The organism is Paenibacillus sp. J31R109, from assembly GCF_059692055.1.
This window is the reverse complement of the sequence record NZ_JCAUAR010000001.1, coordinates 977,778-1,002,414: the sequence shown is the minus strand read 5'-3', so window position 1 is coordinate 1,002,414 and position 24,637 is coordinate 977,778. Positions and strand designations below refer to the sequence as shown.

General features: G+C 49.4%; 21 protein-coding genes. 3 read left to right on the top strand and 18 right to left on the bottom strand.

Features of this window, described 5'->3' with window-relative positions:
• The first annotated feature begins 95 nt into the window (after positions 1-95).
• Positions 96-998, top strand: coding sequence for an AraC family transcriptional regulator (locus tag AC58QT_RS04595; RefSeq protein ID WP_497407886.1), 903 nt, complete (start codon positions 96-98; stop codon positions 996-998).
• 174 nt (positions 999-1,172) lie between these two features.
• Here the strand turns inward: AC58QT_RS04595 and AC58QT_RS04590 are convergent, their stop codons facing one another.
• The 6 genes from AC58QT_RS04590 to AC58QT_RS04565 all read right to left on the bottom strand — a co-directional run bounded on the left by AC58QT_RS04590 (position 1,173) and on the right by AC58QT_RS04565 (position 7,694).
• A complete protein-coding gene (locus tag AC58QT_RS04590) occupies positions 1,173-1,595 on the bottom strand; it encodes a hypothetical protein (RefSeq protein WP_497407885.1) in 423 nt (140 codons plus the stop codon).
• Positions 1,596-1,779: 184 nt separating this feature from the next.
• Positions 1,780-1,953, bottom strand: coding sequence for a hypothetical protein (locus AC58QT_RS04585; protein ID WP_497407884.1), 174 nt, complete (start codon positions 1,951-1,953; stop codon positions 1,780-1,782).
• Between the two features lie 380 nt (positions 1,954-2,333).
• Complete coding sequence (locus AC58QT_RS04580) at positions 2,334-2,858, bottom strand: hypothetical protein (protein ID WP_497407883.1); 525 nt, start codon at positions 2,856-2,858, stop codon at positions 2,334-2,336.
• Between the two features lie 241 nt (positions 2,859-3,099).
• Positions 3,100-4,269, bottom strand: coding sequence for a hypothetical protein (locus tag AC58QT_RS04575; RefSeq protein WP_497407882.1), 1,170 nt, complete (start codon positions 4,267-4,269; stop codon positions 3,100-3,102).
• A 586-nt stretch (positions 4,270-4,855) separates the two neighbouring features.
• Entirely contained in the window at positions 4,856-5,758 is a 903-nt protein-coding gene (locus AC58QT_RS04570) for a DMT family transporter (protein WP_497408087.1), read from the bottom strand.
• 49 nt (positions 5,759-5,807) lie between these two features.
• Entirely contained in the window at positions 5,808-7,694 is a 1,887-nt protein-coding gene (locus AC58QT_RS04565; protein WP_497407881.1) for an alpha-galactosidase, read from the bottom strand.
• Positions 7,695-7,832: 138 nt separating this feature from the next.
• On the opposite strand from AC58QT_RS04565, the gene AC58QT_RS04560 reads away from it, so the two are divergent.
• Complete coding sequence (locus AC58QT_RS04560) at positions 7,833-8,054, top strand: helix-turn-helix domain-containing protein (RefSeq protein WP_497408086.1); 222 nt, start codon at positions 7,833-7,835, stop codon at positions 8,052-8,054.
• Positions 8,055-8,145: 91 nt separating this feature from the next.
• On the opposite strand, the gene AC58QT_RS04555 is transcribed toward AC58QT_RS04560, so the two are convergent.
• The 6 genes from AC58QT_RS04555 to AC58QT_RS04530 are packed head-to-tail and all read right to left on the bottom strand — an operon-like array spanning position 8,146 to position 14,702.
• Positions 8,146-9,495 carry a DegT/DnrJ/EryC1/StrS family aminotransferase gene (locus tag AC58QT_RS04555; RefSeq protein WP_497407880.1) on the bottom strand — a complete coding sequence of 450 codons (1,350 nt, stop codon included), beginning with the start codon at positions 9,493-9,495 and terminating at the stop codon, positions 8,146-8,148.
• A gap of 17 nt (positions 9,496-9,512) precedes the next feature.
• Positions 9,513-10,265: an SDR family NAD(P)-dependent oxidoreductase gene (locus tag AC58QT_RS04550; protein ID WP_497407879.1), complete on the bottom strand. Its 753-nt coding sequence runs from the start codon at positions 10,263-10,265 to the stop codon at positions 9,513-9,515.
• 2 nt (positions 10,266-10,267) lie between these two features.
• A complete protein-coding gene (locus AC58QT_RS04545) occupies positions 10,268-10,651 on the bottom strand; it encodes a RidA family protein (protein WP_497407878.1) in 384 nt (127 codons plus the stop codon).
• Between the two features lie 25 nt (positions 10,652-10,676).
• Positions 10,677-11,975, bottom strand: a complete 1,299-nt coding sequence (locus AC58QT_RS04540; protein ID WP_497407877.1) for a M20 family metallopeptidase — start codon at positions 11,973-11,975, stop codon at positions 10,677-10,679.
• Complete coding sequence (locus AC58QT_RS04535; RefSeq protein ID WP_497407876.1) at positions 11,972-13,075, bottom strand: alanine racemase; 1,104 nt, start codon at positions 13,073-13,075, stop codon at positions 11,972-11,974. The genes AC58QT_RS04540 and AC58QT_RS04535 overlap by 4 nt, the downstream gene beginning before the upstream one ends.
• Positions 13,076-13,109: 34 nt before the next feature.
• Complete coding sequence (locus AC58QT_RS04530; RefSeq protein ID WP_497408085.1) at positions 13,110-14,702, bottom strand: gamma-glutamyltransferase family protein; 1,593 nt, start codon at positions 14,700-14,702, stop codon at positions 13,110-13,112.
• Between the two features lie 108 nt (positions 14,703-14,810).
• On the opposite strand from AC58QT_RS04530, the gene AC58QT_RS04525 reads away from it, so the two are divergent.
• Positions 14,811-15,590 (top strand): IclR family transcriptional regulator, encoded by a 780-nt coding sequence (locus AC58QT_RS04525; RefSeq protein WP_497407875.1) that lies wholly within the window; start codon positions 14,811-14,813, stop codon positions 15,588-15,590.
• Here the strand turns inward: AC58QT_RS04525 and AC58QT_RS04520 are convergent.
• From AC58QT_RS04520 to AC58QT_RS04495, 6 genes are all read right to left on the bottom strand, one after another.
• Positions 15,587-16,330, bottom strand: coding sequence for a sugar isomerase domain-containing protein (locus tag AC58QT_RS04520; protein ID WP_497408084.1), 744 nt, complete (start codon positions 16,328-16,330; stop codon positions 15,587-15,589). The genes AC58QT_RS04525 and AC58QT_RS04520 overlap by 4 nt on opposite strands.
• Positions 16,331-16,364: 34 nt before the next feature.
• Positions 16,365-18,035 carry a glycoside hydrolase family 3 protein gene (locus AC58QT_RS04515; protein WP_497407874.1) on the bottom strand — a complete coding sequence of 557 codons (1,671 nt, stop codon included), beginning with the start codon at positions 18,033-18,035 and terminating at the stop codon, positions 16,365-16,367.
• A 16-nt stretch (positions 18,036-18,051) separates the two neighbouring features.
• Positions 18,052-19,365 (bottom strand): neutral/alkaline non-lysosomal ceramidase N-terminal domain-containing protein, encoded by a 1,314-nt coding sequence (locus AC58QT_RS04510; protein ID WP_497407873.1) that lies wholly within the window; start codon positions 19,363-19,365, stop codon positions 18,052-18,054.
• A 107-nt stretch (positions 19,366-19,472) separates the two neighbouring features.
• Positions 19,473-21,566 (bottom strand): choice-of-anchor Q domain-containing protein, encoded by a 2,094-nt coding sequence (locus AC58QT_RS04505; protein WP_497407872.1) that lies wholly within the window; start codon positions 21,564-21,566, stop codon positions 19,473-19,475.
• 159 nt (positions 21,567-21,725) lie between these two features.
• Complete coding sequence (locus AC58QT_RS04500; protein ID WP_497407871.1) at positions 21,726-23,429, bottom strand: Ig-like domain-containing protein; 1,704 nt, start codon at positions 23,427-23,429, stop codon at positions 21,726-21,728.
• Between the two features lie 18 nt (positions 23,430-23,447).
• Positions 23,448-24,626 (bottom strand): right-handed parallel beta-helix repeat-containing protein, encoded by a 1,179-nt coding sequence (locus AC58QT_RS04495; protein WP_497407870.1) that lies wholly within the window; start codon positions 24,624-24,626, stop codon positions 23,448-23,450.
• Between the last annotated feature and the right edge of the window lie 11 nt (positions 24,627-24,637).

The following is a 24,637-nucleotide window of genomic DNA, read 5'->3' as shown; positions in this document are numbered from 1 at the left end:
CACTGAAATCACAAGTTTTTGAACAAAAATAACATGCCAAGAGGGCTGTGCTATACTAAGGGCATACATCTTAACTATTGATATAGGTGATCATAATGAGTCCATTGAATCCGCAAGAAAGTTCACTAACCGACATCCCCCCTTATCAAACCATGCTTAGTGGAAACATCATGATCAATGATGCTGTCATTGAAATCATTGATCTTTTACTAGAAGTGCCTGCTGGTTTCGCTCAGTGTCCAGCACACCTACACACATGGTATGAGCTTAACTATGTGTTTAAGGGACACATGAAAACGAGCTTCGGGGGATCGATGTTGGATATTCACGCAGGTGAGTTTTTCCTCATCCCACCGGGTATGGAACATGCGCATGCCTATGAACCCGATGATCCGCATACAGGCGTATGCTTGAGGTGGAAGGTCAATCGTGGCACAACGATTAGCTCGGAAGGAACGTTTCCAACCTTCAAACAACTTAACGTCCTATCAAATTGGAAGCCTGGGGTCTACGCTGATGAGTTTGGGCTCGGTCAACTACTTGCGTCATCCTTTGAAAATGCCAAAAAGTATGGCCCCTCTGTTGCCACATTGTTGCAAGTAGTGCAAGTCATTTTCGCTATAACCGAGCAGTCACCGGAAAGAAAGGACTGGATTGAAAGCGAATCCAATTCTGATTATTCCCTGCTCCGTAAAGTTGACATTTATTTAAATGATGATCAAAGCTACGAGGTAGACGTTCATCGACTGGCTGCATCTCTGCATATGAGCTATGGTCACTTGGCTCGAAAATACAAGAAACTAAGCGGTCATACCATCATGGACCGGATGAATCAAATTCGGTTAGAACGCTCGTTAGAATTACTGTGTAACACTGACCAACCTATACAAGAAATTGCATTCACAACAGGTCTTTCAAGCTTATCGTATTATAGTCGATTATTTAAAAAGACTTATGGGATAAGCCCAAAAGCATATAGGAACAGGAATAACGAATAGTAAATGTTTAGAATTAATATCTTTCCAGCCCTCTAATTGAAGTTCACCGAGCTCATTGATGAGAGTAGTAAATAGGATAATAATTGAATGAAAACAGGGAGTAACTGTCATGGCAGTTTCTCCCTGTTTATTGTGCTATTGTGAACCGTCCCTCGTAACGATTTGTGCTTAACGTTAATCCCACCAACTCAACAATCCGTTGACACCTTCAGTATGTATCTCTGTTGCAGTTTTGCAAAATTCAAAAAAAGCTTCCTTAAGCTCATCAGATACATCTTCCTGATTAACAGCCATACCTTCTAAAGAAACTCTGTAATCTCTACGTTTTGGTGTTACTGCATACCCATAAACAAACACAACAGGATATTTACTCATAAAATCAAGCATTTCATTAACGGTTGGAGATTCATTCTGTCTTTCTTCAGGGTTAATGAAGTTTTGGTTAATTAAGCTTTCGAGTATATCAATGCGAAAAGGTTCAAACTTAACAACCCTGCTCATCTTATCTTCCCAATTTACATCTAGATTCAATAGCTTGTCTCTATTCTTATAATCTAAATTGTAATTAAACTGAATAGGCATATTAACTATATTCAACCTCCAATAGTATAACTTCCACAAAACAAAGTAATTCGAGTGTGATTGGTAATTTAAGGGTATAGATTACTGCCTGTTACTAAAACAAATAAAAGAGGAGCTGCGGTGTAGCAAACCCTCAACTATCGTGTCCTGTTAGCTCAACGATCTCTCTTTTATGTTATCAAAAATAAAGTTTAAAATATTAGTTTTGTTTAATTTTTTGGGAAATCCAACCTAATAGTATAGTTACAATAAACCAAGTTGCTCCTCCAACCATACTAGCACTTATATTCTTATTAAAAAGATAGTTAACTACTGCCCAACTAACCCCACCGGCAATTCCTAATATCATTGCTTTGCGCACTCTCTTCTGCATTATATTTCACCTCTCAGATTGCTCTCAGCATATAACATACACAAATACATACTAACAAATAACCCCAAATATTTAGACGCTTCAAAGACTTTGATAATTGCGTATCACTCCCAAACAGCTTAAAAAGTGGTAGCTTTAACACAAGCTATCAACACGTTCTTCTGCGAATGGGATCAAGTTCTTGTCATTGGGTTTTGACAAGAACTTGATCCCATAAATTAAAAAAACGCGATTTACACGGCAATTAATGAGATATTTTCTTGTCATCCGAAAGGTGTCATACACCATATATTGTTCTTTTTCGCTTTTTTTAAAATAAGATGTGTTTGCCCCATATAAAAAAAGCCCATAGCAAGTTTTGTTTGCTGCGGGCTTTCTTATCAATCTGCATAATTTTTGTAATAAACTAATCCGTTTTTTAACCCAGTAATCTTGATTGGATTCGTTTGCGGGTTCCCGAAAGTGAAGAAAAATATTATATTGCCAAAGTTTTGAGAGTATAAAATATCTTGTGGAATCCCTTCTATAACCACGTTGTCAAGATAATTTGGATCATATACTCCACTTGTAATTGTGAAGTTAAATTGTTGTCTCACAGAATTAATCCACTGTAAAGGGTAATCTTTAGAAGTATATGATTCGAACATTTGCTCAGATACTACCTTATTCTCGCTTATTACGAAACAGTAAATGTTCCTCATAGAACCTTTATTACCATAAACCCATGCAACAGTTCTTTTCCCAATTTCCTTTGATACCAGGGTGTTTTTCTCGAATTCAACGTCTGGTGAATTCTTAGAAAGTATCTCAAAGTTGTTTTTTTCATTCAGAAGCAAGTAATGAGTTATAATTGATAACGAAATGATACTTAAAACAAGAATTAATATTATAGATACTCGTCTCAATCCTTTCCCCCCAGTGTAATAGTAAACAACGAGGACCAATAAACCCTCGTTTGTACTCTGCTTTCTGGATAGTAACTCCTAATTTAAATTAATATGGGAACGCCTCTCTATTACAATCCATATCAGGTAAATCTTGAATCCAATTTGCAATTTTCCTGCAATCTGCTCATAACAGCTTCTCTTTCGGTTACTTTGACTACTAAAGCTATGAATTAGATAAATCCCTCTATTTCTGTATACGTTAAGGCTTCACCCACACGTCTCCGTCAAAACCTTGGATTAAATACCAATCAGTACCGTTTGGAGCGATCCACTTGGCGATACATTGCACTTCTTGGGGAGCGTAGAACCCACTGTCATGGGCTATAGTCATACTATCAGGCATTTTGTAGCTTGCCGTATCTGCTGTAATCTTCACGAATTCCTCGCTCGAAACGGTTCCAATCGGTCTTACTTTTAAGGCCCATTCAGGATTAACCCATATTGCGCCCGAAGAGGTCCTAACATGTAACCAACCGAGCCATTCTTCAAAAGCCTTTATCGTTCCCGGTTCAACCCACGAAGACTCTCCTTCGAAATCTGGATATTCATATCCTTTTGCACCGGTTGGAAGCTCAACGTGTTTATCGATATTGCTTACGTTAGCTAGCGTAAGGTGTCTGGGATAGATCCACCGTAATCCTTGATCGGTTTCTATTTTGTACCATATGACCGGACGGAAGCGGTAGGCTATTTCTCCCGTGTCCCAAAGACTGATAACTTTGATCTTCTGCGGTTGAAGCATAATCTTTACATTCTCCTGATAAGGTTGTTCGTAAAGCAATTCCTCGTCGGTCAGGGTCAAGGTAAGGTCAACCTTCTCTTCTTTGATAAGCTCTTTCAGTTTTGGTTTATACAGCCATTTCTCGCCAAGCCAGGTCTTAATTCGGTACCAACCAGGCTCGCACATTTGCGTACCGTTGCTTGACAGGTAACAGAATTCATTTAGTCCTGTCACTTGAATCGATTGTGCCGCCAATTGTCCGTTTCCGAGGGAGTATATGCTATATGGGTAAGGGGTAGGGGCATCGAAGAAGGTTTCCGTTTTTAGTGTGTTCACACTCATGTCAACTTCGGAAAAACTGCCGTGCATGACCGATTCGTTGCCATAAATCCAGCAGTCCCCTAGCCATGTCTTGATTTTAAACCAGGAAGTGCCCTCCATATTATTTGCCAAAATGACCTCGACGGTCTGATTCGCTGATAGTTTACCTACAACGGCGCTGTTGACGGCTTGCTCGGCGTACAGCGTTTTCTCTTCTACCAGTGTTATGACTGATGCGGCATGAGCCTGTTGGGTCAGCATCCCTAATAAGACATATATCCACAACCCGAAGCAAATCCAAATTGCATTTGATTTCACTTTGTCCATAAGCAATCACTCCTCTGATAAATAGACGATTATTAATGGAAAAAGTTTCCTTTAATTATTCAATCTATCCCCTTACAACGTAAGTAAGTTCCGCATCTCTTAATCGTATCAACTTATCGTTCATAAAGTTCCTCTATTGATATTCCCTTCATCACACCAATCCCTTACTTAAAACTCTACACTACTTAAGGTATTCATGAAGTGGTGACACTATCATGCCGATAGTTGAGCGGATGAACAGAAACGAAAACAAGCGAAGGATCGGTTTCATCCCCGCGCTATCTTGTCCCAGCTAGAGTAAATACTGAAGTTTTTTATTTTTAAGGTCTCGAAGATCTATATTTCTTGCTCGTTCCAATCAATGATTTCTGCATGCTCTACATCAACTTCTCCCTTGATAACCAGGGAGCAGATCTCCTCGCGCTAGCTGCTCCTGCTAATCCTCTTTTGAAGAAACAGCAGATACTCCTTAGCCATTGATGAGATATAGAGACTTTTACGCCATTCTCTCACCTTGAACATGACAAGGATACTAAAAAATGAAGATCTAACTCTACGATGTGGACTGTGAATTTTGTATCAACTGTTATAAAGTGATCTTCGTGGCTTCTTTGTGGCGTCTTCCAGATTTGTTAATCGGTCTAGCGGTAGTAACTGTCGCTACGATCAGTAGCAAGCCGCAGAGCAGCACGCGCATCGACGGCTTGTTGCCGAGCAGTGCATAATCGAGCACCGCCGTTACGGCGGGCTCCAAGCAGAACAATATCGAGACGGTGACCGGCGGCAACCGGCGTTGACCGTGTACTTGTAGCAGATTAGCCGCGAGGGAAACAAACACGACCATGTAGGCGATACCTGCGAGTGTCTCTGGTTGGGATATTAATGGCGATATCCCTTTTGCCTCGTTGCTAATGCAAACATAGACAGCTGCCGCAGTGGCAAATAACAAAGTACAGCCCGCGATGCCTAAAAAGGAAACTTGCGAAACCGTCGCTTGTTCCTTCGAAAGCAATCGATCGGTCAAGACGATCGAATTGGCATAACCAATCATGCCGACAAAGGCTAAGCCATCGCCAAAATTCATGCCTTCGTCCTGTCGCACAATCAATAGAACAATGGCAGTTATCGCAATCGCAATAGCCCATTTCTCTTGCCGAGTCGGCATACACCGATCATGCAACCAACGTATCAGCGGCACGACGCCGATAATGAAGCTGTTGATGACCACGACGCGAGTCGGGGTCGTATACTGCACCGCGTAAATCGAAAAGAAGCCCAACACGAAGTTGCTCGATCCGAGTTGTACCAAACCTATTCTCCAGATTCGGACAGGAATTGCCCGGAGTGATCGGTGGAAAAGAGCAAAGTAAACCAAAGATACGGCACAATACCGCCAAAATTGAAACAGCAACTGGGGATACTCCGTTGTTGTGGATTTCATAATAATGTAGGACAGCCCCCAGATCAATACCGCACCAAGCACGGCCAAATAACCAAACAATTCGTTGCCTCCTTGTTTCCCTTACTACTTGATCTAACTATACCTCGGATACCCACCAAGCCTTTGCAGTATGAGGTTCCATGATAATTTCTTCCGATTCCAAAACAGGGATTGGTTGCCTGCTCCAAAATTCTTCATGCGACCCTTTCAAACCGGCATACGGCTCTGGCAGCTTCTTTGGCCTAAAATCATCACTAAGATTGAATATCGCCAGCAGTTTGCGGCCATCCCCCTGTGCAACCACGATCGGTAGATCATCTCCATCGTATTCAAAAAGATTAATCGGCACTCCACGTTTGACAGGATCCTGAAGAACGGTGGTAAGGAAAGCTAATCCTGCTTCATTTAGTTGGTTCAACGCGTCTCCAAGAACCATATCGCCGCCAGTCACATAGCAAGCAAGCAGCAGTGTCTGCGCTTCCGCCAGATTCATCTCTCGACCGGCATACCAATTGGCTCCCGATTGCAAAGGTTTTTTGGGTAGGCGCCGACTTAATTGAACGTCGTCCGTGGTGCGATCACACCTGAGGATAGCGAAATCAGGATCTGTATTTCCTATCGTCCCTTGCATCCACCAACGAGCTAGCATAGACCTTATATTTTGGCGGATGTGACTCCAATAATGGTGAATGTCTCCCGTCGTTCTATGGGAATCGGCAACACCGATGACCGCCTCATAAGGCGCTCCGCAAGCAAGTAGGTAGGTGTCCTCCCCTATCGAACTGCGTATTAGACAAAATAATTCTCGAAGCATGCCAGCATGTGTAATGTCGTCACGCGAGAAGCGGGAAGCGCCTAGTAGCATCTGAGTAAAATCGCATTTGAAGTAAGTAAAGCCTGCTTTCCTCAATTGGGTGAATACCTTGCCTATATGTACCTTCACCTCAAGCTGGGTAATGTCGAGTTGAGCCATAGAACCATAGCCAATACTTACCAAAAAGGGGTTGCCTGCTTCATCACCCACAAACCAATTTGGGTGCTCCCGATATAAAGAGGTACTTGCATTCACCATGAGTGGAGCCGTCCAAATCCCCGGTTCGAATCCATTCGCACGAATTGTTTCACAAAGCCACTTCAGCCCATCAGGAAATTTCCAACCAGCCTCCCAAATCCCCCACTGGCATTGATAACCTTCGTCGATCACAATATAGCGAATGGCGTCTGCAAATTGTTCTTGTGCCGTACAAGAATTCTCGGTGATATCGTGTTGTGAAACAGCCCCCGCGTAATAATCCCAAGAATTCCAGCCGGTTACGCGTGGTTTGCTGAACAATGTTTGAGGAAGACGATTTCGAACGAGTTCCCCATATTGTTCTAATAAGTTAATCCCGTCTTTACCGTGAAGTTTAATCAGATGAGCTAGCACCACCTCTGAATTCACTTTAATCCGACGAGGTGAAGTTATTTGAATGCTTATTCCGAAAGCACCGTCTCTGTGCGCGCTTTCGTGACGTATTGGGAAGCTAACGAAGCAATCTTCAAATGGAGGCAAAGCCCCAAGCAGTAACGCATCACCAAGTTGCCTATGAGATATCACAGTTACCATGGACGAGGCTTCGGCAGGATTTGACCAATCATTAGGATGATGTACTGGACGTACACCGGCTATTTTTTCGAAACATTGGGAGTGATAGAGTTGAACATAGCTTCTGGCTTCTAGGTACGGAGATTCATTCATTGGTTTCCATTCCAAGCTGATATAACGCAAGTGGATATCATGAACGCCAATATTATGAACGGAAATACTACGGACGACCTGATCTTGACTAAATGTGATAGAGATAGCCAAAACATCCCATCGCCATGTCCGTTTGCCATTGTCCACATCTTCCACAATAAGAGCATCGCCACATGTAAACGATTGATTGGCGCATTCGACTCGCAAAGAAACCCGATTAAATTGAAACTGATTAAGTAGTTGCATTTCCTTCCCCCCATTCATGTACTCATTCAACATAAACTGGAATACAAACAAAAGAAAAGTGCAAGATTTGCACTTTTCTCTATTATTAAACTGCTTGGTGTAAATGCTTACTGTCATGTATCGGCTGTTCGTTAAAATATAAATTATTCAGCTCATTATTCAGCTGCTTTTGTTATTGTTACTTGCTATCGCATAAAGTTTGAGCAACGGATTCACGCAGCATGTCGCTATCTGGCCACAATGGATTGTTCGGTTGAACGAATCGCAGAGCTAGTCGGGTATCAAAGTGTGACGGCGTTTCAGAATCTATTTATAAAGGTGACAGGATCCGCTCTAGGAAACTATCGAAAATTGCTTTAGCATTTATAATTTCAATGTTGGGAAAATTCACTGCCTGAAGCCAAACAAAAGAGCAGCTGCGGCTCCTTTTCTTTGAAATTGGTACAACCTATTAATCTTTTTTCGAGCTGTGATTAAAAAAGTGCCAGCCACCTAATGTCGGTGGATTTCCAGTGTCGACGGCTAGCAGCTCCTGATGCTGCTCGATTACTTTGCGGAAAGCCAGCACATATTCATCGATTTGATCACGCCAATCGTGCTTGAACCATGGCAGCGCGAACAGCCGCGCCGAGATCGACTCAGTCACAGGCAGACTGCCCACGGGTTGACGCAAATCGCGGTTGGCATGGGCTAAATTCGTCGGTTTGCCATGTCCATAGACATCAGCACTATGGAAAAAGGGATGCAGGTGTAGTGGCAAATTGCAGCCTGGACTTACACTTAATACTCCTTCTGCGCGTAGGGCAGCACAAAAGCTGGTCACGGACAAACCGCCTAACGCCTCCGGCTCGTAGCGTCCGCGGGCGGCATACCAGCCTCCGTTACGACTGCCGGATCCTGCGTCTGGACGATGCGGCTTGATTCCGGGCAGTCCGCTTAGCCCTTCCCAGAAGTAAGACATCGCCCGCTCGATCTCAGCAATGCGCTCTTCATAATACTTCAGCTGCACACGGCCGACCGCCGAGCTGAGCTGATGCATCCGGTACTTGATCCCGCCAAGCGGAATCCCGATGTACGGCTGGAGCTCCGGTGTCTCGATCGTCGTTCCGTAGCGCTCGTAATGGCCAAAGGCAATAGCCCGCTCGTACACGGTTCGGTCCCTCGTCACCAGCATGCCGCCTTCACCGATTGCGAACGCTTTGCCGGTCATCATGGACATGGCGCCAACGTCCCCGATCGTGCCGAGCGGACGTCCTTTATAGAGGCCTCCTAGTGCATGGGAGACATCTTCAATCACCTTCACCCCGTGTTTAGCCGCTACTTGCAGAATCGGATCCATATCTGCCGGATGGCTCAAATAATGAACCACCACAATGGCTTTTGTGCGGCTCGTGATCCTCCGCTCGATATCCGCTGCATCGAGACCCAGTGTTACGGGATCGATGTCGGCAAATACGACGGAGGCGCCGAGCGAGAACGCTGGCATCGCGGTCGCCCAATAGGTGAGCGCCGGAGCTATGACTTCGTCGCCGACACCGACTCCGCAGCCGAACATCGCCGCTTGCAGCGAAGCGGTTCCATTATGGAAGCCTAGTGCATACGGAACCCCGAGCCAATCGGCGATCTCCCGTTCGAACTGCTCGGTAACATCGGTACCCGACATTCTACCGCGCCGAAGCACCTCCAGCACCGCTTCTTCATCCTCCGCTGTGATGATCGGCCAGCGAAACAACTCCTCGTTAGCCCCGTTAACCGCCTTGGGTCCGCCCAGAAGAGCAAGCTTTTCTTCAATCTTATTCATTTGTCCTCCCCCTCTCTCTACAATGCGAGTTGCCCGCCGTCGACCACCAGGCACTCGCCTGTGACGAACGCCGCATCCTCCGAAGCGAGGAATGCAAATACGCCAGCCACATCGCTTGGTTTGCCAGTGCGTCCAAGCGGGATTTTATCCCGAACGTATTGATCGACAAACTCCGTGTCGTCGATTGCTTCGGACATCGGTGTCTGGATGTAGCCCGGGCAAACCGCATTCACGCGGATGCCACTTGCGCCAAGCTCAATCGCCATCGTCTTCGTCAGCAAAACTACCCCGCCTTTGGACGCGTTATAATGCGCATACTTTGCCTCACCCACGAGACCATTCGTGGAGGCCATATTGAGGATGACGCCCTCCCGCTGACGAACCATGACTTTGGCTGTCTCTTGTGCGACCCAGAACAATCCGTTCAAATTCACGTCGATGATTCGGCACCAGTTCTCTGGTGTAATATCCAGAACGGACTCTTCCCAAGCAATCCCCGCATTGTTGATCAAAATATCAACTCGACCAAAGCGACGCACGATCTGTTCCACGGCGTCGCGGACTTGCCCGTTATCAGACACATCAGCCGTAACCGCAAGAATGTCCGCTGCGACCGCCTCTAGCTCTTTTACTGTTTCGGTTAAATTGGCCACGTCGTTCGAGACCAAAGCCATTGCCGCACCTTCGCGAGCGAAACGCTCGGCTACCGCTCGGCCTATTCCTCTCCCTGCCCCCGTGACAAGAACGACTTTCCCTTCAAATCTGCGCATCGTCATCCCTTCCCTTCCGCAAGCTCAGCGACGACGTCAATCTCAACGAGTATGCCGTCTAACTGACCACCGAAACAGGTGCGAGCCGGATAAGGTGCTGAGAACACGCTTCGATACACAGCATTAAAGCGCTCGAAATCGGCCATATCAGACAAAATCACGTTCACCTTCACGACATCGTCCAACGAACTGCCGGCCGCCTCCAGAATCAGACGCACGTTGTCCAGCGTCTTTTCCGCCTGTTCCTCGATTGACACGCCGATGATCCGGCCTTCCAGATCAAGCGGACCTTGGCCAGATACGTTCACATGACCTCTTGATATGATCGCCTGCGAATATGGTCCGTCTCCCTTGGAAGCGGTATCTGTCACAACTGGTTTTCTCATTGTATAGAACCTCCTCTAAATTTAGTTAATCGTTCCTAGGTCCGCACCACTCCACGATGATGCGCGCGTAAATCTCCGTCAGTCGGTAAAGGGATTTTAAGTCGACAAACTCATCCGCCGCATGCGCATTTGCACCGCTTGGGCCAAGTATGAGAGCTGGCGTTGAGCTATGCAGGTTGAACATGAAAGAGTCGCAAGCAAAGGGTGCACCCCGTACGATCGGGGTTTCGTTCAAAACCCCCTGCGTATGCCGAATGGCGGTTTCAAGTATAGGCGAATCTGGCGGCAGCGCCGAGCCCGGCAGAAATCGGATAAGCTTCGCAAATTCAGGAATCGCTACAGTATCGCCGAACATTTTCTGGTAGCCGGTCACCAGCTCACTAAGCAGCTCCTCCTCAGTCACGCCCGGGTAACACTCGACCCAGATGTCAAGAAGACTAACTTCGGGACCCACATCGCACAGCGTAGCACTTAAGTCGCCAGCCTCGAAACGGGTGGGGATGATCGGCAGCGACGCCGGCTCCACGTACCACGGTGAAGGACCGGGCATCCCGCTGCGTTCGCGTTCATGCCGCTCTAGGAAAACGAGAAACCGCCCGGCATCGAAAAGCGGGTTATGAATCTCTTCCCCGTTGAACGCAAGCCCGGTATTCCCGCGGAACGTCAACCGCCACAAAGCTCCGCCACGCGCAGCTGGACAGACAACTAGATTCGTCGGCTCTGGCACGATAGCTGCATCGGCATGAACCCCTTTTAAACGACCGGCTAGTGTACCGTTCGATCCGCCGAACTCCTCGTCGACGACCGATTCTACAATGACATCGCCTGCAAGCGGCACGCCGAGCTCCCTTATGCAGCGTAAAGCCATCATGGAAGCCGCCAAGCCCCCCTTCATGTCGTATGAGCCAAGCCCGTACAGGCGGCCCTCGCGTACATAAGGCTCCCACGGGGGACTAGTCCATCCAGGTGCAACGACCGCTGTATCAATGTGGCTCGAGAACAGAAGCGAACAGCCGCCGCCCGTCCCTCGGTGTCTGCCGTGCACATTCGGTCTGTGCCGATAATCCTTGCCGGTGTAATACGCGGGATGTTCCCGAAAGCCTACAACATCCTCCGGCGAATAAAGCTCCGTCTCGAGTCCCCATTGCCTCATCACATCTTGCAGCAACAACTGGCTTTCCCGCTCGGTCCCATCGACAATCTGATTTACCGTCGATTGGCGGATAAGGGAGGATGTCAGCTCGATCAGGGCATCTTTGTTCAAAGACACCCATTCAGCGATGCGCACATCCAACCCGGGTAAGTTGATTTCGGACAATGTCATTGAAATTTCCCCCTCGCCGCAACGTTCCAGATGGCTTCGACCTCACTGCCTCGCACGGCGGCTACTCGATCTGTCATGTTGATTACCCCGCAGCAATGGACGGGGATGAAAGCCAGTCGATCACCGATGCGCAATCCTCGCGCGGCTTCGCCAAGACGCAGCATACCGTGCTCCTCCGTCATCCATTCGAGCGTCACGTCCGGATGACCTATTGCATAACCACGTCCCGTCCCGATTGGCGAGTCTTCCCCGTCGCTCGAGAACAGCTTCGTTCCGGCGTCAACGACCGCACGGTCTGGCGCAGGCCGGCTGATAATCGTGGTATATACTGTAAGTGCGCAACGGTCTAGCTCATGGGCGCCGAGCTTCACTTGCATCAGATCGCCGAACACGTACGTACCCGGCCGAATCTCCGTGACGCCTGGCAAACCAGCAATGAAACGACTGGAAGGTGTCGAGCCAGCGCTTACAATTTCCATCCGGTAACCGTCCACATCCAGTAAAGAGGCTAGCCGTTCGACAGTCCCCGCCTCAACCGTTGCAATTCGGCGACGTTCCTCGTCGCTTTCGGTATCATACGACTGGCCAGCGAATGTCAGTAGCCCTTTTAACTCAAGCGACGGCTCCTTCGTGATCCGGGCTGCCATCGCACACAAGAGGTCGGAATCCGGCATTACGCCTACTCGTCCGAAGCCGCTGTCCACTTCGATTAGGACCGCTACTGGGCGTCCCGCAAGCCGGCCAGCTTCCGCCGCCGCTTCAATGCCTTCCTCGCTTTCCACCGCGACGGTAATCGACGCCCGTGGCAACAGCGCGGCCAGCCGCTCGATCTTCCGGCGTCCGATGATCGGATAGGCGATCAGGATGTCGCAAACGCCCCCGTCCGCCATCACCTCAGCTTCCCCTAGTTTAGCGACGGTGACGCCAACCGCTCCAGCTTCAATTTGCAAGCGGGCTACCTCCGGCAGCTTATGTGTTTTGGCATGAGGCCGCAGCCGCACCCTGCCCAAGTCTGCGATCTGCTGCATGTCGCGGATATTTGCGTCTAATCGTTCTAGATCGATTAAGACGAACGGGGTGTCAAGCTCTTTTATTTGCATGATGAAGGCCTCCTGATTGAAAAATTGTCACAATTCACCAAGCCGCGATCTGACCGTCTGTACGAGGCTCAGTACCACCGACCAACGTGCCGTTATCCAAACGCCAGATGATCTGTCCCCTGCCAAAACTTCCGGAGCTTGAAGACCACCTGATATCGTGGCCCATTCTGGCGAGCTTCTCAACAATGCTGCGGGGAGTTGAAAGTTCAAACTCTACGGTTTTGCCTTCTAACCATTGCCACCGCGGGGCGTCTAATGCCGCCTGAGGATGGTGTTGGAAATCGATGGTATTCATGAGAACCTGCAGATGGCCCTGTGGCTGCATCGCGCCACCCATCACGCCGAACGGTCCGACTGCTCGGCCGTTTTTGCTGAGAAAACCCGGTATGATGGTGTGATATGGTTTTTTGCCCGGCTCAAGACAGTTGGGATGGTTCTTCTCCAACGTAAAGCCATACCCCCGGTTGTGCAGGGCAATTCCCGTACCTGGAACGACAAGGCCGGATCCAAAGCCCATGTAGTTACTTTGAATGAAGGAAACCATATTTCCATCCCGATCCGCTGTAGATAGATACACGGTCCCGCCTTTCGGCGGTTGACCGGGCGTTGGTTGCAGCGCCGACGTTCCGATGAGGCTGCGGCGTTGCCTTGCATGCGCATCCGAAAGCAGCTCCTCCGGCCGTACGGACATGGTTCGCGGATCGGATATATACGCCCTTCCGTCCGCATATGCGAGCTTCATCGCTTCGATCTGCTTATGGTACGTATCGACGGTATCGCGCTGCGAGAACTCGAATCCTTTGAGCATATTAAGCGCCATCAAAGTCACCAACCCGCTCCCATTAGGCGGAAGCTCCCATACATCATATCCGCGATAGTTCACGCTAATCGGCTCTACCCATTCCGGCTTGTAAGCCGCCAGATCCTCAATGCGTAAATACCCATCGTATTTCTTGGAGAATCGGTCGATCTTTTCCGCTAATTCCCCACGGTAGAAAGCATCGGCGTTCGTTTCCGCGATCATCCTAAGCGTCTTGGCATGATCCGGTGAAGACCAGATGTCTCCGATACCCGGAACGTTGCCTTTTGGTGCGAACGTATCAAACAAAGCTTGAAATTCAGGTCCTTGCAGTCGTTCGCGAAAATAGTGGATGGCTCCTTGCCAGGAGCTCCCTAGAACAGGTGTAAGTGGAAATCCCTCTTCTGCATAGCAAATGGCGGGCTTCATCACTTCCGTTAAAGGAAGCTTTCCGAATGCTGCAGCCAATTCCGCCCAAGCGGCAGGAGCACCTGGAACGGTAACCGGGCTGAAACCATACATGGGCATGCGATTGTATCCCGCTTGCCTTAGCGAATCAATCGATATAAGCCGGGGAGCGGGCCCGCTGGCATTCAAACCGTGTAGCTTCCCTTGAAACCAGACCAAGGCGAACGCATCTCCTCCAATTCCGTTGGAAGTGGGCTCCACAACGGTCAGTGCCGCTGCAGCGGCAATCGCTGCATCAACGGCGTTCCCGCCCTTTTTTAACATGTCAAGACCTGCCCCAGCCGCAAGGGGCTGCGAAGTCGCAACCATCCCGTTTCCAGCATAGATGGCGGAACGGCGGGACGAGTACGGATCATTCATCCTATCAAAATCCAACGATAGCCTCTCCTTTCGGTTGTTGTAAGAGATGGAACTCAGGTTTATAATGAAGTTGTAACTATTCAAAATTACAAAAGGACGATTGATATAATGAAAAGAAAATACACAGTCCCAGCGCTCGAGAAAGGTCTTGCGATCATCGAGATGCTTGCGCGTTCTCCGGTCCCGCTCGGCATTACCGATATATACGAGATCAACAAGATTCCGAAATCTACGATTTTTATGATTCTCACGACGCTGGAAGATTTAAAGTATGTGCAAAAGACGAATGACGGCAAGTATAGGCTTACACTCCGGCTATATAACTTTGGCATGGAAATGCTATCCAGGCTGGATATACGCAATATCGCGCGCCCCTACATGGAGAAGCTCGCCTCCGAGCTCCGTTTTACAGTGCATCTAGCGATGTTAGAGAACGGCAAAGCCAGCTACATTGAGAAGGTCAAAGGTCCGGGCTTCGTGCAATTCTCAACGGAAGTGGGTCAAACCTTCCATTTGCATAACTCCGGCGTGGGCAAAGCGCTTGCCGCATACGTTCCGGAGGACTCCCTCGCGCAATATGTGGAGATGCACGGCCTGCCTGCCATGACCGAGCATACGATCACGAACATTGACACTTTCCGCAGATTCCTCGCGAACGTCAGAGAAGTCGGCTATGCGATCGAGGACGAGGAAGGCGAAGTCGGGATACGCTGCTTGGCGGCACCCATTTTCGATCATTTGAGCCAAATCTATGCCGCCATTAGCGTTACAGCATTGCGAAGCGAGTTGCCCAGTATGACTTATCACGAAGTCGGGCTAAAGGTCCGGGATGCCGCGCTGCAAATTTCAGAACAGTTGGGTTATGAAGGACAAGCTTCTACCCGCTAAAGCTTTTTGATCCTGCCTTTAAAGCGCTCGATAAACTGTTTGTTCCACTCGTCGCCGCCAGAGGCGTTGCCACTCATCCATATCGGCGGTTTGACGCCTTCCTCTGCAAGCAGGTTAACGGTCTCCGCAACCAGAGAATTTAATAGAAATGCGTTGGCGAACGTCGAGATCGCAGCCACCCGTTGTTCCAAGCCATCGATTTCCAAAACGGCGTCACCCACGCCCACTTGACAATCCAGCACGACGTCGACGAGGTCATGCAGATTCTGCTTCGACGGATGGCGTGCGGGATGTTCCGCTGGCGTTTGACTTGCGTGTCCAACCGAGGTGACGCCTATCGTCGTGACGCCTCTTTTCTTCGCTTCAAGCGCTGAATCGATCACAGCCGAATTAATTCCGTATGCATTAATGATGATCAGTAGATCTCCTGCCTGAAGCCCATAATCTTCAACCACGATACGGCCGTAGCCTGGTGTACGTTCGACCGCCATCGACCGAAGCGCACCTCCGCTCAGCAGCGTGCCTTCGTCGAGGATTGCGCTGACGTGCATCAAGCCGCCGGCGCGGAAAAATATTTCCTGTGAGCCAAGGTTGGAGTGTCCTCCTGGGCCGTAAGCGTATACGATTTTGTCCTGCTTGACGTGATCTGCAACCAAACGGGCGGCCTTCAGAACCGCCTCTTTCTGTTCTTCATGCAACCGTGACAGATGCTCCGTCACAAGCGTCAAATAGCGCGTCATTGGAGACAAGCTCATGCGCAGCTCCCCTTTCTTTTCATAAGCCATAACCAAATGGATATTGTTCGTTCACCGTTACCGGAAGCTTTCCTTCCGCTGTAAGTCTGCCATACAAAACCTTTAGCGCTGCATCGATCGAATATTCACAATCGCCGTATGTGCAAATGCAATTGCCCGGTGGCGTCATTTTCCGCAAAATATAGGGACTTCCAAATATGAGCAGCGCAGTCTCGGGAGCATGTCGCTTAATCAATTCGATCAAGGCAAGCTGGGAATCCGGAACCGAACCGCTCCCTTCTTTGTAGGACAAGACGCGAACGAATGTTGCATACACGACATGCTCGTAGTCTTGTGCCGCAAGCGCTTGCTGAACGTTGACGAAGTCCTCCTCTGTCGGATGCTCTTGGACAAGCAGCATGTCGAAGTCACTTACATAGCACTTCATTTGCTCGCGAAGGTAGGCTGTTTTTCCTTTGACAACATACCCGAGGTCCTCCGCCTCCATCCCTTCTTCTTCGCCGATCGTTGCAATGACCAGCGTTGATTTACCGGAAAACGGCAACGAGGCAGCCTCCAACACCGTAACGGACTTGTCGGCGATTTCCGCTGAAACGGCCACATGCTGCGGTGAACTGACGATGAGCAAAGCTTCCTCTGCCGAAATCGGGCGATGCTCCAGCAACTGGAGCTTTTCTTTGATCTCTAATATCCGTTTAACGGACGAATCAATCTGATCGATAGGAATCTCTCCGGACTGCACTGCAGCGTATAGCGCTTGAAAAGTAATTTCAGGATCTGACTCGTAGTCTTGTAAAATGATATCATGGCCAGCCTTCACCGCTAGCACGGCTGCCCGCTCGATCCCGTATGCCACCTTGATGCCGCGCATGGTCAAGCTGTCAGAGATGAGCAGCCCCTCAAACCCGAGCTCGTCTCGCAACAGGTCGGTCATGATCGCCCTCGACAGCGTGGCGGGTACGCGCTCCTCATCCGGGGCGAGCAGCGCTGGAAATAAAATATGCGCGGTCATGATTCCGAGCAGTCCTTCTGCAATCAGCTCCCTGTACGGCGCCAGCTCCAGCTCCATTAGGGAAGCTTTATCCCGTGACACGACGGGCATCGATACATGGGAATCTTCCTCCGTATCGCCATGCCCAGGAAAATGCTTGGCCGTCGGAACGACCCCCTCTTCCTGCATACCGCGAACCACTTCCGCAGCTAGCGAAGCAACGAGCTCCGTCCGGTCACTGATCGCCCGCGTATTGATAATTGGGTTGTCGGGATTGGAGTTGACGTCGATTGTCGGATTGCTCACGACGCCGAAGCCGATAGCACGGGCTTCTTTCGCGATGCAGCGCCCCATTTGGTAGGCCAGTTCCTTAGAGCGTGTTGCGCCAAGCGCCATTAACGTCGGAAACGGCGTGCCAAAGTTGAACGTGTCGGCAAGGCCGTGCTCTGCATCCAAATAAAAGAGAATAGGAGCGGTGGATTGCGCATGGCACTCATTGACCCATGCGATGATATCCTCCAGCTCGCGAGATCCCTTAGTCGTCAGCATGACGGCACCCACGCCGCCTAATCGACCTTGTACGTTCATTTGTTTCGCTTTTTGCGCATAGTCATGTCCTCTAACCACGATCATTTGCGCGATCTTTTGCTCAAGCGTCAGACTCTTTAACCACTTCTCAGCATTGGTTTCCACCTGCATCCTATATCCATCCCTTCTATTTTGTCGCGTCCGCCAGACGAAGCGATAAATCGGCCATAGCAATTTTTCCAACGATGATATCTTCAATTTCCGGTAAAAAGATGCCGCTGAACGTACCGCCGATATGGTTATAGTCGACTTCATAGCCGCCTTCACTGATCATTTTGCGGGTAGGAACATAAAAGGTAACGCCGTTTGTATAACCGAGCACGATCGTTTTCCCGCCAGGGAATAGTTTCTTGAGCATGAGCGAGTACTCGGTCGATATTTCGCCTTCCATCGCAATCACGCGCGTCTCATCGTCCAATTGCCACACACTGATATAGATCGACGTCCGATCCTTTGTGAGACCTTCCTTCATAAACTCGATTTTGCGCTGCGCCCCTCTTCGTCGAACTTCACCAATTGCGGGATTGCCCACAATGTTTTCAAAAAATTCGATAGGCGTATGCTCCATTAGTAGGTTGGCTTCAACCAGAACTGTCTTGAAGACGCCTTCGATTGGAGTGAACGTCTTTTCTTTCAGCACGCGAATAATGTCTTTGGCCAGATCGACGCCTGCTTCTTCCATTTGCTCGAAGTTGCAGGAGATAAAATCGTCGTCAACCGCGCATTTCAACGGCTTGATTTCGGCGGCGCAGCCTTGCAAAAACACAGCAGTTACGCCTGGATAGGTTTCTTCGAGATAGCTGTTCGTTTTTCCAGGATAATCGTTCGAAATCAAGTAATTGTCTGAGCTCATCGAGGTCGGATGACAGCCGTAGCTATACAGAATGCCCTTGAGCTCGTTCTTCTGATCGACCAGCTTTAATACGAAAAGATCGTGATCGATTTCAACATCATAAGCGGGCTTCCACAGGACACCTTTGTCCGTCAACTTTCGGCGACTGACGCCGAATACGGAAGTACCGCAAGCGAGCTGAAGCTGACCTTCCTCTAAATGCGAATAGCATTCATTCACGAGGCCCACGATCGTATCGCGAATAAAAGAGTAATCGATCGCGCTTCGGTATACCACGCTGTTCGTACTCGCATTTCCTTCCCCTCTTGCGGCAACGGCATGGTGCGTATGAGAAAAATTGATAAGTACTTCGTCATGTTTCAGATCGAACGTTTGTTCTATCATGCTTTTAATCCCATCGATGAAGCTGCGATCCCCACCCGACAAATCCAAGGTGATAATGAGAAGCGTCTTGTTCGCTTGCAAGAGTACTGCCTTCGCAAAAACAGGATCGTGGATTCCCTCGCTTTCATGCGTACGGTCTCCAAAGCCAGACATAAAAACAGGCGATTGCGGCGTAATATCCGCCTTGGACATGCCAAACTTCATACGTATCCACCCTTTACAAAAGTTTTATATAGGAAACAGAAAGGGGCAGCGCAAGGATGATGCCCTGCCCATATTCTGAGTCTCACTCTGCGATTACACCGCTAGCCTTACAGTGATTGCGAGATCGAAGCGTTATCGTCTATTGAAGAAGCGGTTGAATCAGGATACGAAATTTTATATGACTTTGCTCCGCCATGGAACGTCGTATCGTAAGCACCAGTGAACGGAGATACTGATTCGCTGTAGCTCCAGCCCGTTGTCCCCTCGAAGTCTGCATTCGTAATTGTCTTTCCGCTCACCGAAACGTCGTCAACGTACAGGGATATCGGGTAGTTCGTGACGCCTTTCTTGCTGATCAGTCTGAACTGCAGATTAAAGCTCGAACTGGAAGGGTTAATCGTGATGGTATGCGACTGCCAGGCTGTCGCGTCTGCCGTCACGTCGCTTTCCCAAACGACAACGCCGTCTACTAACGCTTGTTTATACCAGTAAGTCGAAGTAGTTCCCGCCTCACTGTCCTTCTCCCAGAATGTCAGTGTCTGAGTATTGGATGTCACCGATTGCGAGATCGAAGCGTTATCGCCTATCGAAGAAGCGGTTGAACCGGGATACGAAATTTTATATGATTTGGCGCCGCCATGGAACGTCGTATCATAAGCACCGGTGAACGGAGTAGTTGATTCGCTGTAGGTCCAGCCTGTCGTCCCCTCGAAGTCCGCGTTCGTAATCGTCGCTCCGCTCACTGAAACATCGTCAACGTTCAAGGAAATCGGGTAATTAGAGACAGCCTTCTTGCTGGTCAGTCTAAACTGCAAAGTAAAGGTCGGATTAGCCGGATTGATTGAAACCGTATGCGACGCCCAAGCTGTCCCGTCTGCCGTTACGTCACTTTCCCAGACAACCACGCCGTCTACCAACGCCTGTTTATACCAGTAAGTCGAAGTGGAACCCGCTTCGCTGTCCTTCTCCCAGAACGTTAACGTCTTGCTGCCGGATGCTCCGTATTCGTATGCCCCAATGTCTGGCGACGAGTCACGGGTATTCCCGTCAAAATCTACGGTAGGTGCATTCGTCGTGCTTCCCGCATTTTTGGCTGGAGAAGTGGAAGTAAGTTTATAATCATTGCCCGAACTGTTCACAAACAGTGGATTTTGTCCTGTTATGTTGTGGGTACCGTATGTCATTGTCGTTGGGTACCAATTGTAAGTGGTACCGTTGATCAGATTGTAATCGTAGGTGTTGCTGGAACCGACCGTCCCTGATAAGTCAATGCCATAAGTGGTGCCGGAATTGCTGTTCTGGATGATATTATTGGATACGTAGACGTTATTAGCTGAACAACCCCAGCCCTCTACAGAGCAGGCTTTGTATCCGTTAGCGGAACCATTGGTGGCGCCTACAACGATGCCGAACTTGTGGTCGACAACCGTGTTGCCCACAATGGTGACTTGATGGGCGTCATGCCATAGGTGAATACCAGCCCCGCCTGGATTGTTATAGACAACGTTATTCGTTACAGTCGCTCTTGTGCTGATGTAGATACTTTGGACAAAACCGCAAGTTCCATTGCCGATTTCGTGAACTTTATTAGCAGTAACTACCGTACCTACCATGAAGCTTGTGGTGGTTGTGTTGAAATCGGTGATGTTAATGCCCGCCCCGCCTTTGCTGTCGCAAATCGTTTGCATGATATTGTGGACATCGTTATTCTTGATCGTGACGTACGAACCTTGATTTAAAAGGCCGTTTCTTGCTTTTGAGCTTGAGCCGTCAATTTCGAACCCATCGATCACAACATTATTTCCCCAGTTCTCCCAAATGTTAAATTCTTTGCTGGTGTCTGTAGGTGTGATGGTAGCTTGATAAGGGCCATCGATGGACACATAGGTGATATTGTTTTTCGTTGTCATGAACCCAGTCGTTGACGTTCCCACCGTATACGTCCCCGCTTTAACTTTAATGGTGTCGCCTGAAGCTGCGACGCTATACGCTTTACTTAGCGTTGCGTATGGATGTGCCTGCGAACCGTCGCCCGGAGACGAGTCGTTGCCTACAGGCGCCGGCGCTACCCAAATGTCCGCTGCGGCAAAAGCTTTTGGCGGTACTAGCATGAGCAAACTGAACATCATCATCAGACACAAGAAGATGGACGACACTTTTCCAAGCCCCAATTTCCTTCCAACATAACCATTCATCAACATACGTTTCCTCCTTAAGGTTTATAAACGTCTTTTCCCTGTCAATTCACGGATGTCCGACTGACTTCAGTGACCCATTAATCCGGATACATCGTTACATTATCCTCACCCCTTTCCAATTGAATTTTGAATGTGTGTCGAAGTCCCCCTAGCTTTCTATTGTTAAGTGTCTGATCGATCGTGAGGTATGAATACGGTGGCAGAAGCCGACGTTTGATGGCCAGCTCGGTCGACGGCGGTATACGTGATCGTATAAATCCGACCGTTCCCGTTCCCGTTGCGTTCCGCCCGTACTTGGAATGTAACGTCCGACGAGCCGATATTTGCGACAATATCCGGATCCCCGCTATCCATTTCATTGCTGGTGATCGAAGTGAAGGTTATCTTCGCAATACCGGAAGTCGAGTCCACTGCGTTCGGCTGCGCATGGATGGTCATCATCTTGTGGTTTGGAGGCCACACCGTCGACGGGTCTAGTGTAACGGTTAAGCCTGGCGCCGTTTGGTCGATGCCAATTGGAAGCAGCTTCGTCTGTTCCACGTTCCCCGCTGCGTCAATCGAGCGGTAAGCGAAGGTGTGGGCGCCATCTGCCGAGATCGATATCGATCCGCTGTACGTTGCCCAATCGGCAGCATCGTCCAGACGATACTCTGTCCGAATAATACCCGTATCGACGTCAGCCGCACTTAGGCTGATCGTCACGTCGGACGTAAACCAACCGTTATGGACTTCACCCTGTACCGCTGCGCTCGTTACTGGCTGTGTGGTATCGGGCAACGCAAGCAACTCCAGATCGATGACGCCCATTTTGAAATTGGTGGCTTCCTCGTTCTTCCCGATATTCTCGAAAGTAAGCAGATGAATGCCTTTTGTCAGCTGCATCGACCCGATCGTCTCGAACACGGTACCTCTTCCCGTCGAACCGTAGAAGTTATAGTCCGAAAGCGGCTGTCCGTCCAGCTTAATCGCATACTTGCCGTAGCTGGTCGCCTTGAAGGTCGTCATGCGAAGCTGATATAGTTGCGTTTCCGGCACATCCACTTCGAACGAGATGGATTGCCCAGCAGTAGTAGCATCGAATTGCAGCGTCGGTGTGTAGATGATCGTGCCCGCGGTCTTGGCGTTGATCGGCAGTTTAGTGAATCCATATACGATCGATAAGCCAGGCTGCACGGTCATCGTAAACGAGGCGGAATGCGTTGCTCCGTTCAGCGTCACGTTGGCCGTCATATTGACTGTCCCCGGGGAAACCGCCGTGACGAGCCCCGTAGCGCTGACGGTTGCGACTGCGGTGTTGTTGCTTTGGTAGGCGATGTTAGACGTCTTTAGTGATGCCGGCTTCCCATTCGTTGATGTTCCCGAAACGGTCAACTGCGTCTTCTGTCCCTTGACCAGGGAGCTGCTCGGAGCGGAAACCGCGACGGATGCAATCGTAGGCGCAGCGATAGTGACAGGCAAATTCGTCCGTTTCGTTACACCGTCCAACGTCACATCGACATGGAGTGTGTCCGTTCCGCTATTCAATCCAGTTACCAATCCGGTCGAGCTAACGGATGCAATGGTGTTGCCTTTCATATAGTAACGGATCGATGTGGCGCTCAAATCGGCGGCGCTGCCGTCGCTCATCAGCCCGGCTACCGAATACTTTTGGGTTTGCCCGATTTCCGGCGTTTGCTCACTTGTTTGCAGTGCGATGGACTGCAAACGCTCCGCCACCTTAATCTGAACCGCACTGCTCTTCGGTGTCCCACTTCCGGTCACGACAGCAGTGATATTCGCGACACCGTTCGAGACGGCCGTGACAAGTCCGTTTCCGTTAACCACGGCAACAGCTGGGTTGTCGCTTGCATACTGCGCAACGCTCAAATCGGAGGATGATACGATTTACGTTGATTCGCCGTTTCGAAGCGCGCGCGATACTGCCTGAATCGTAAATCCGTTCAGATCGTATTCGTAAGCACCTATATCGATGCCGACGCCTCGAGGCCGTGTTTGCCCATCCAAATCGACCGCAGGCGCATCATTCGCTACCCCCGAGTCGATAGCCGGTGATGTATATTTGAGGTGATAATTGCCACCGCCAGCTGGATCGTAATACACAAACTGCGGATCAGCTGTGATGGTACCGACAGCTGTTAACCCGTTCTGCAGACTCAAGTCGTAAATGCTGTTGTCGAAAATAAGATTGTTTGTGTACGTATTGTTGGTTCCGGTTTTCCCCTGCTCGGAGATCCCATAGCTGTTGTCAAATACGATGTTGTTCGATACATGAACTTCTTCTGCCGGGCCTTGCGTATGCCAGAAGTCTCCACCGCCGATGACCATGCCAAACCACGAAGAGAAAATGGTATTGTTTGTAATCGTCACATGATTGGCGTCATGCCACAGGTGAATGGCAGCACCGCCGTTTTGGTAAACGAGATTATTCTTCACCGTGCCCGACGTGCTGACATAGATGCCCTGTATGTAACTGCAGCCGGCGTAGCCGATGTTATGGACGATGTTGCCGCTGATTTCCGTTTCCACACCAAAATGATAATAATCGGTGTTAATGGCCGCTCCACCGCTGCCCGTACACGGGATGTTCGTCGCGATATCGTGGACGTGATTGTTTTTAATTGCTACATAAGAACCTTCATTATATAAGCCGTTACGTGTATCACTGCCGTTCCCATCCACCTCGAAGCCGTCGATATCCACGTAGCTGCCCTGGTTATCCCAAACGAAGCCGCTGGCGTTAACGGCTGGCGGAACCAGACGCGCCCCCCAGGGCGTATCGGACACATAGCGGATTCGGGCCGAAGCCGTCCCGTTCGCCTTCGTCTGAAAGCCGCCCGTGTATGTCCCCGGCGCGACGCGAATGGTTGTGCCGGGGGCCGCAACTTGGGACGCTTTGAGTATGGTCAAAAAGGGCTGCGATTGGGTGCCGGGATTGGCATCGCTGCCTGTTGCGGAAACATAATAATCTGTTACAGCTTCAATCGCTTTCGGTTCAGCTGTAATGGCTAGACTCCAAATGATGGCCATGCCTAAGCTTCCTGCAATCATTTTTCGGCCGAACATGAATTCACTCT

Coding starts and splice junctions, on each gene's coding strand:
- AC58QT_RS04505 (WP_497407872.1), bottom strand. CDS start 21,566: ATGTTGATGAATGGTTATGTTGGAAGGAAATTGGGGCTTGGAAAAGTG.
- AC58QT_RS04595 (WP_497407886.1), top strand. CDS start 96: ATGAGTCCATTGAATCCGCAAGAAAGTTCACTAACCGACATCCCCCCT.
- AC58QT_RS04510 (WP_497407873.1), bottom strand. CDS start 19,365: ATGAAGTTTGGCATGTCCAAGGCGGATATTACGCCGCAATCGCCTGTT.
- AC58QT_RS04550 (WP_497407879.1), bottom strand. CDS start 10,265: ATGCGCAGATTTGAAGGGAAAGTCGTTCTTGTCACGGGGGCAGGGAGA.
- AC58QT_RS04540 (WP_497407877.1), bottom strand. CDS start 11,975: ATGACATTGTCCGAAATCAACTTACCCGGGTTGGATGTGCGCATCGCT.
- AC58QT_RS04530 (WP_497408085.1), bottom strand. CDS start 14,702: ATGAATGATCCGTACTCGTCCCGCCGTTCCGCCATCTATGCTGGAAAC.
- AC58QT_RS04520 (WP_497408084.1), bottom strand. CDS start 16,330: ATGACGCGCTATTTGACGCTTGTGACGGAGCATCTGTCACGGTTGCAT.
- AC58QT_RS04555 (WP_497407880.1), bottom strand. CDS start 9,495: ATGAATAAGATTGAAGAAAAGCTTGCTCTTCTGGGCGGACCCAAGGCG.
- AC58QT_RS04545 (WP_497407878.1), bottom strand. CDS start 10,651: ATGAGAAAACCAGTTGTGACAGATACCGCTTCCAAGGGAGACGGACCA.
- AC58QT_RS04495 (WP_497407870.1), bottom strand. CDS start 24,626: ATGTTCGGCCGAAAAATGATTGCAGGAAGCTTAGGCATGGCCATCATT.
- AC58QT_RS04575 (WP_497407882.1), bottom strand. CDS start 4,269: ATGGACAAAGTGAAATCAAATGCAATTTGGATTTGCTTCGGGTTGTGG.
- AC58QT_RS04565 (WP_497407881.1), bottom strand. CDS start 7,694: ATGCAACTACTTAATCAGTTTCAATTTAATCGGGTTTCTTTGCGAGTC.
- AC58QT_RS04525 (WP_497407875.1), top strand. CDS start 14,811: ATGAAAAGAAAATACACAGTCCCAGCGCTCGAGAAAGGTCTTGCGATC.
- AC58QT_RS04585 (WP_497407884.1), bottom strand. CDS start 1,953: ATGCAGAAGAGAGTGCGCAAAGCAATGATATTAGGAATTGCCGGTGGG.
- AC58QT_RS04535 (WP_497407876.1), bottom strand. CDS start 13,075: ATGCAAATAAAAGAGCTTGACACCCCGTTCGTCTTAATCGATCTAGAA.
- AC58QT_RS04515 (WP_497407874.1), bottom strand. CDS start 18,035: ATGCAGGTGGAAACCAATGCTGAGAAGTGGTTAAAGAGTCTGACGCTT.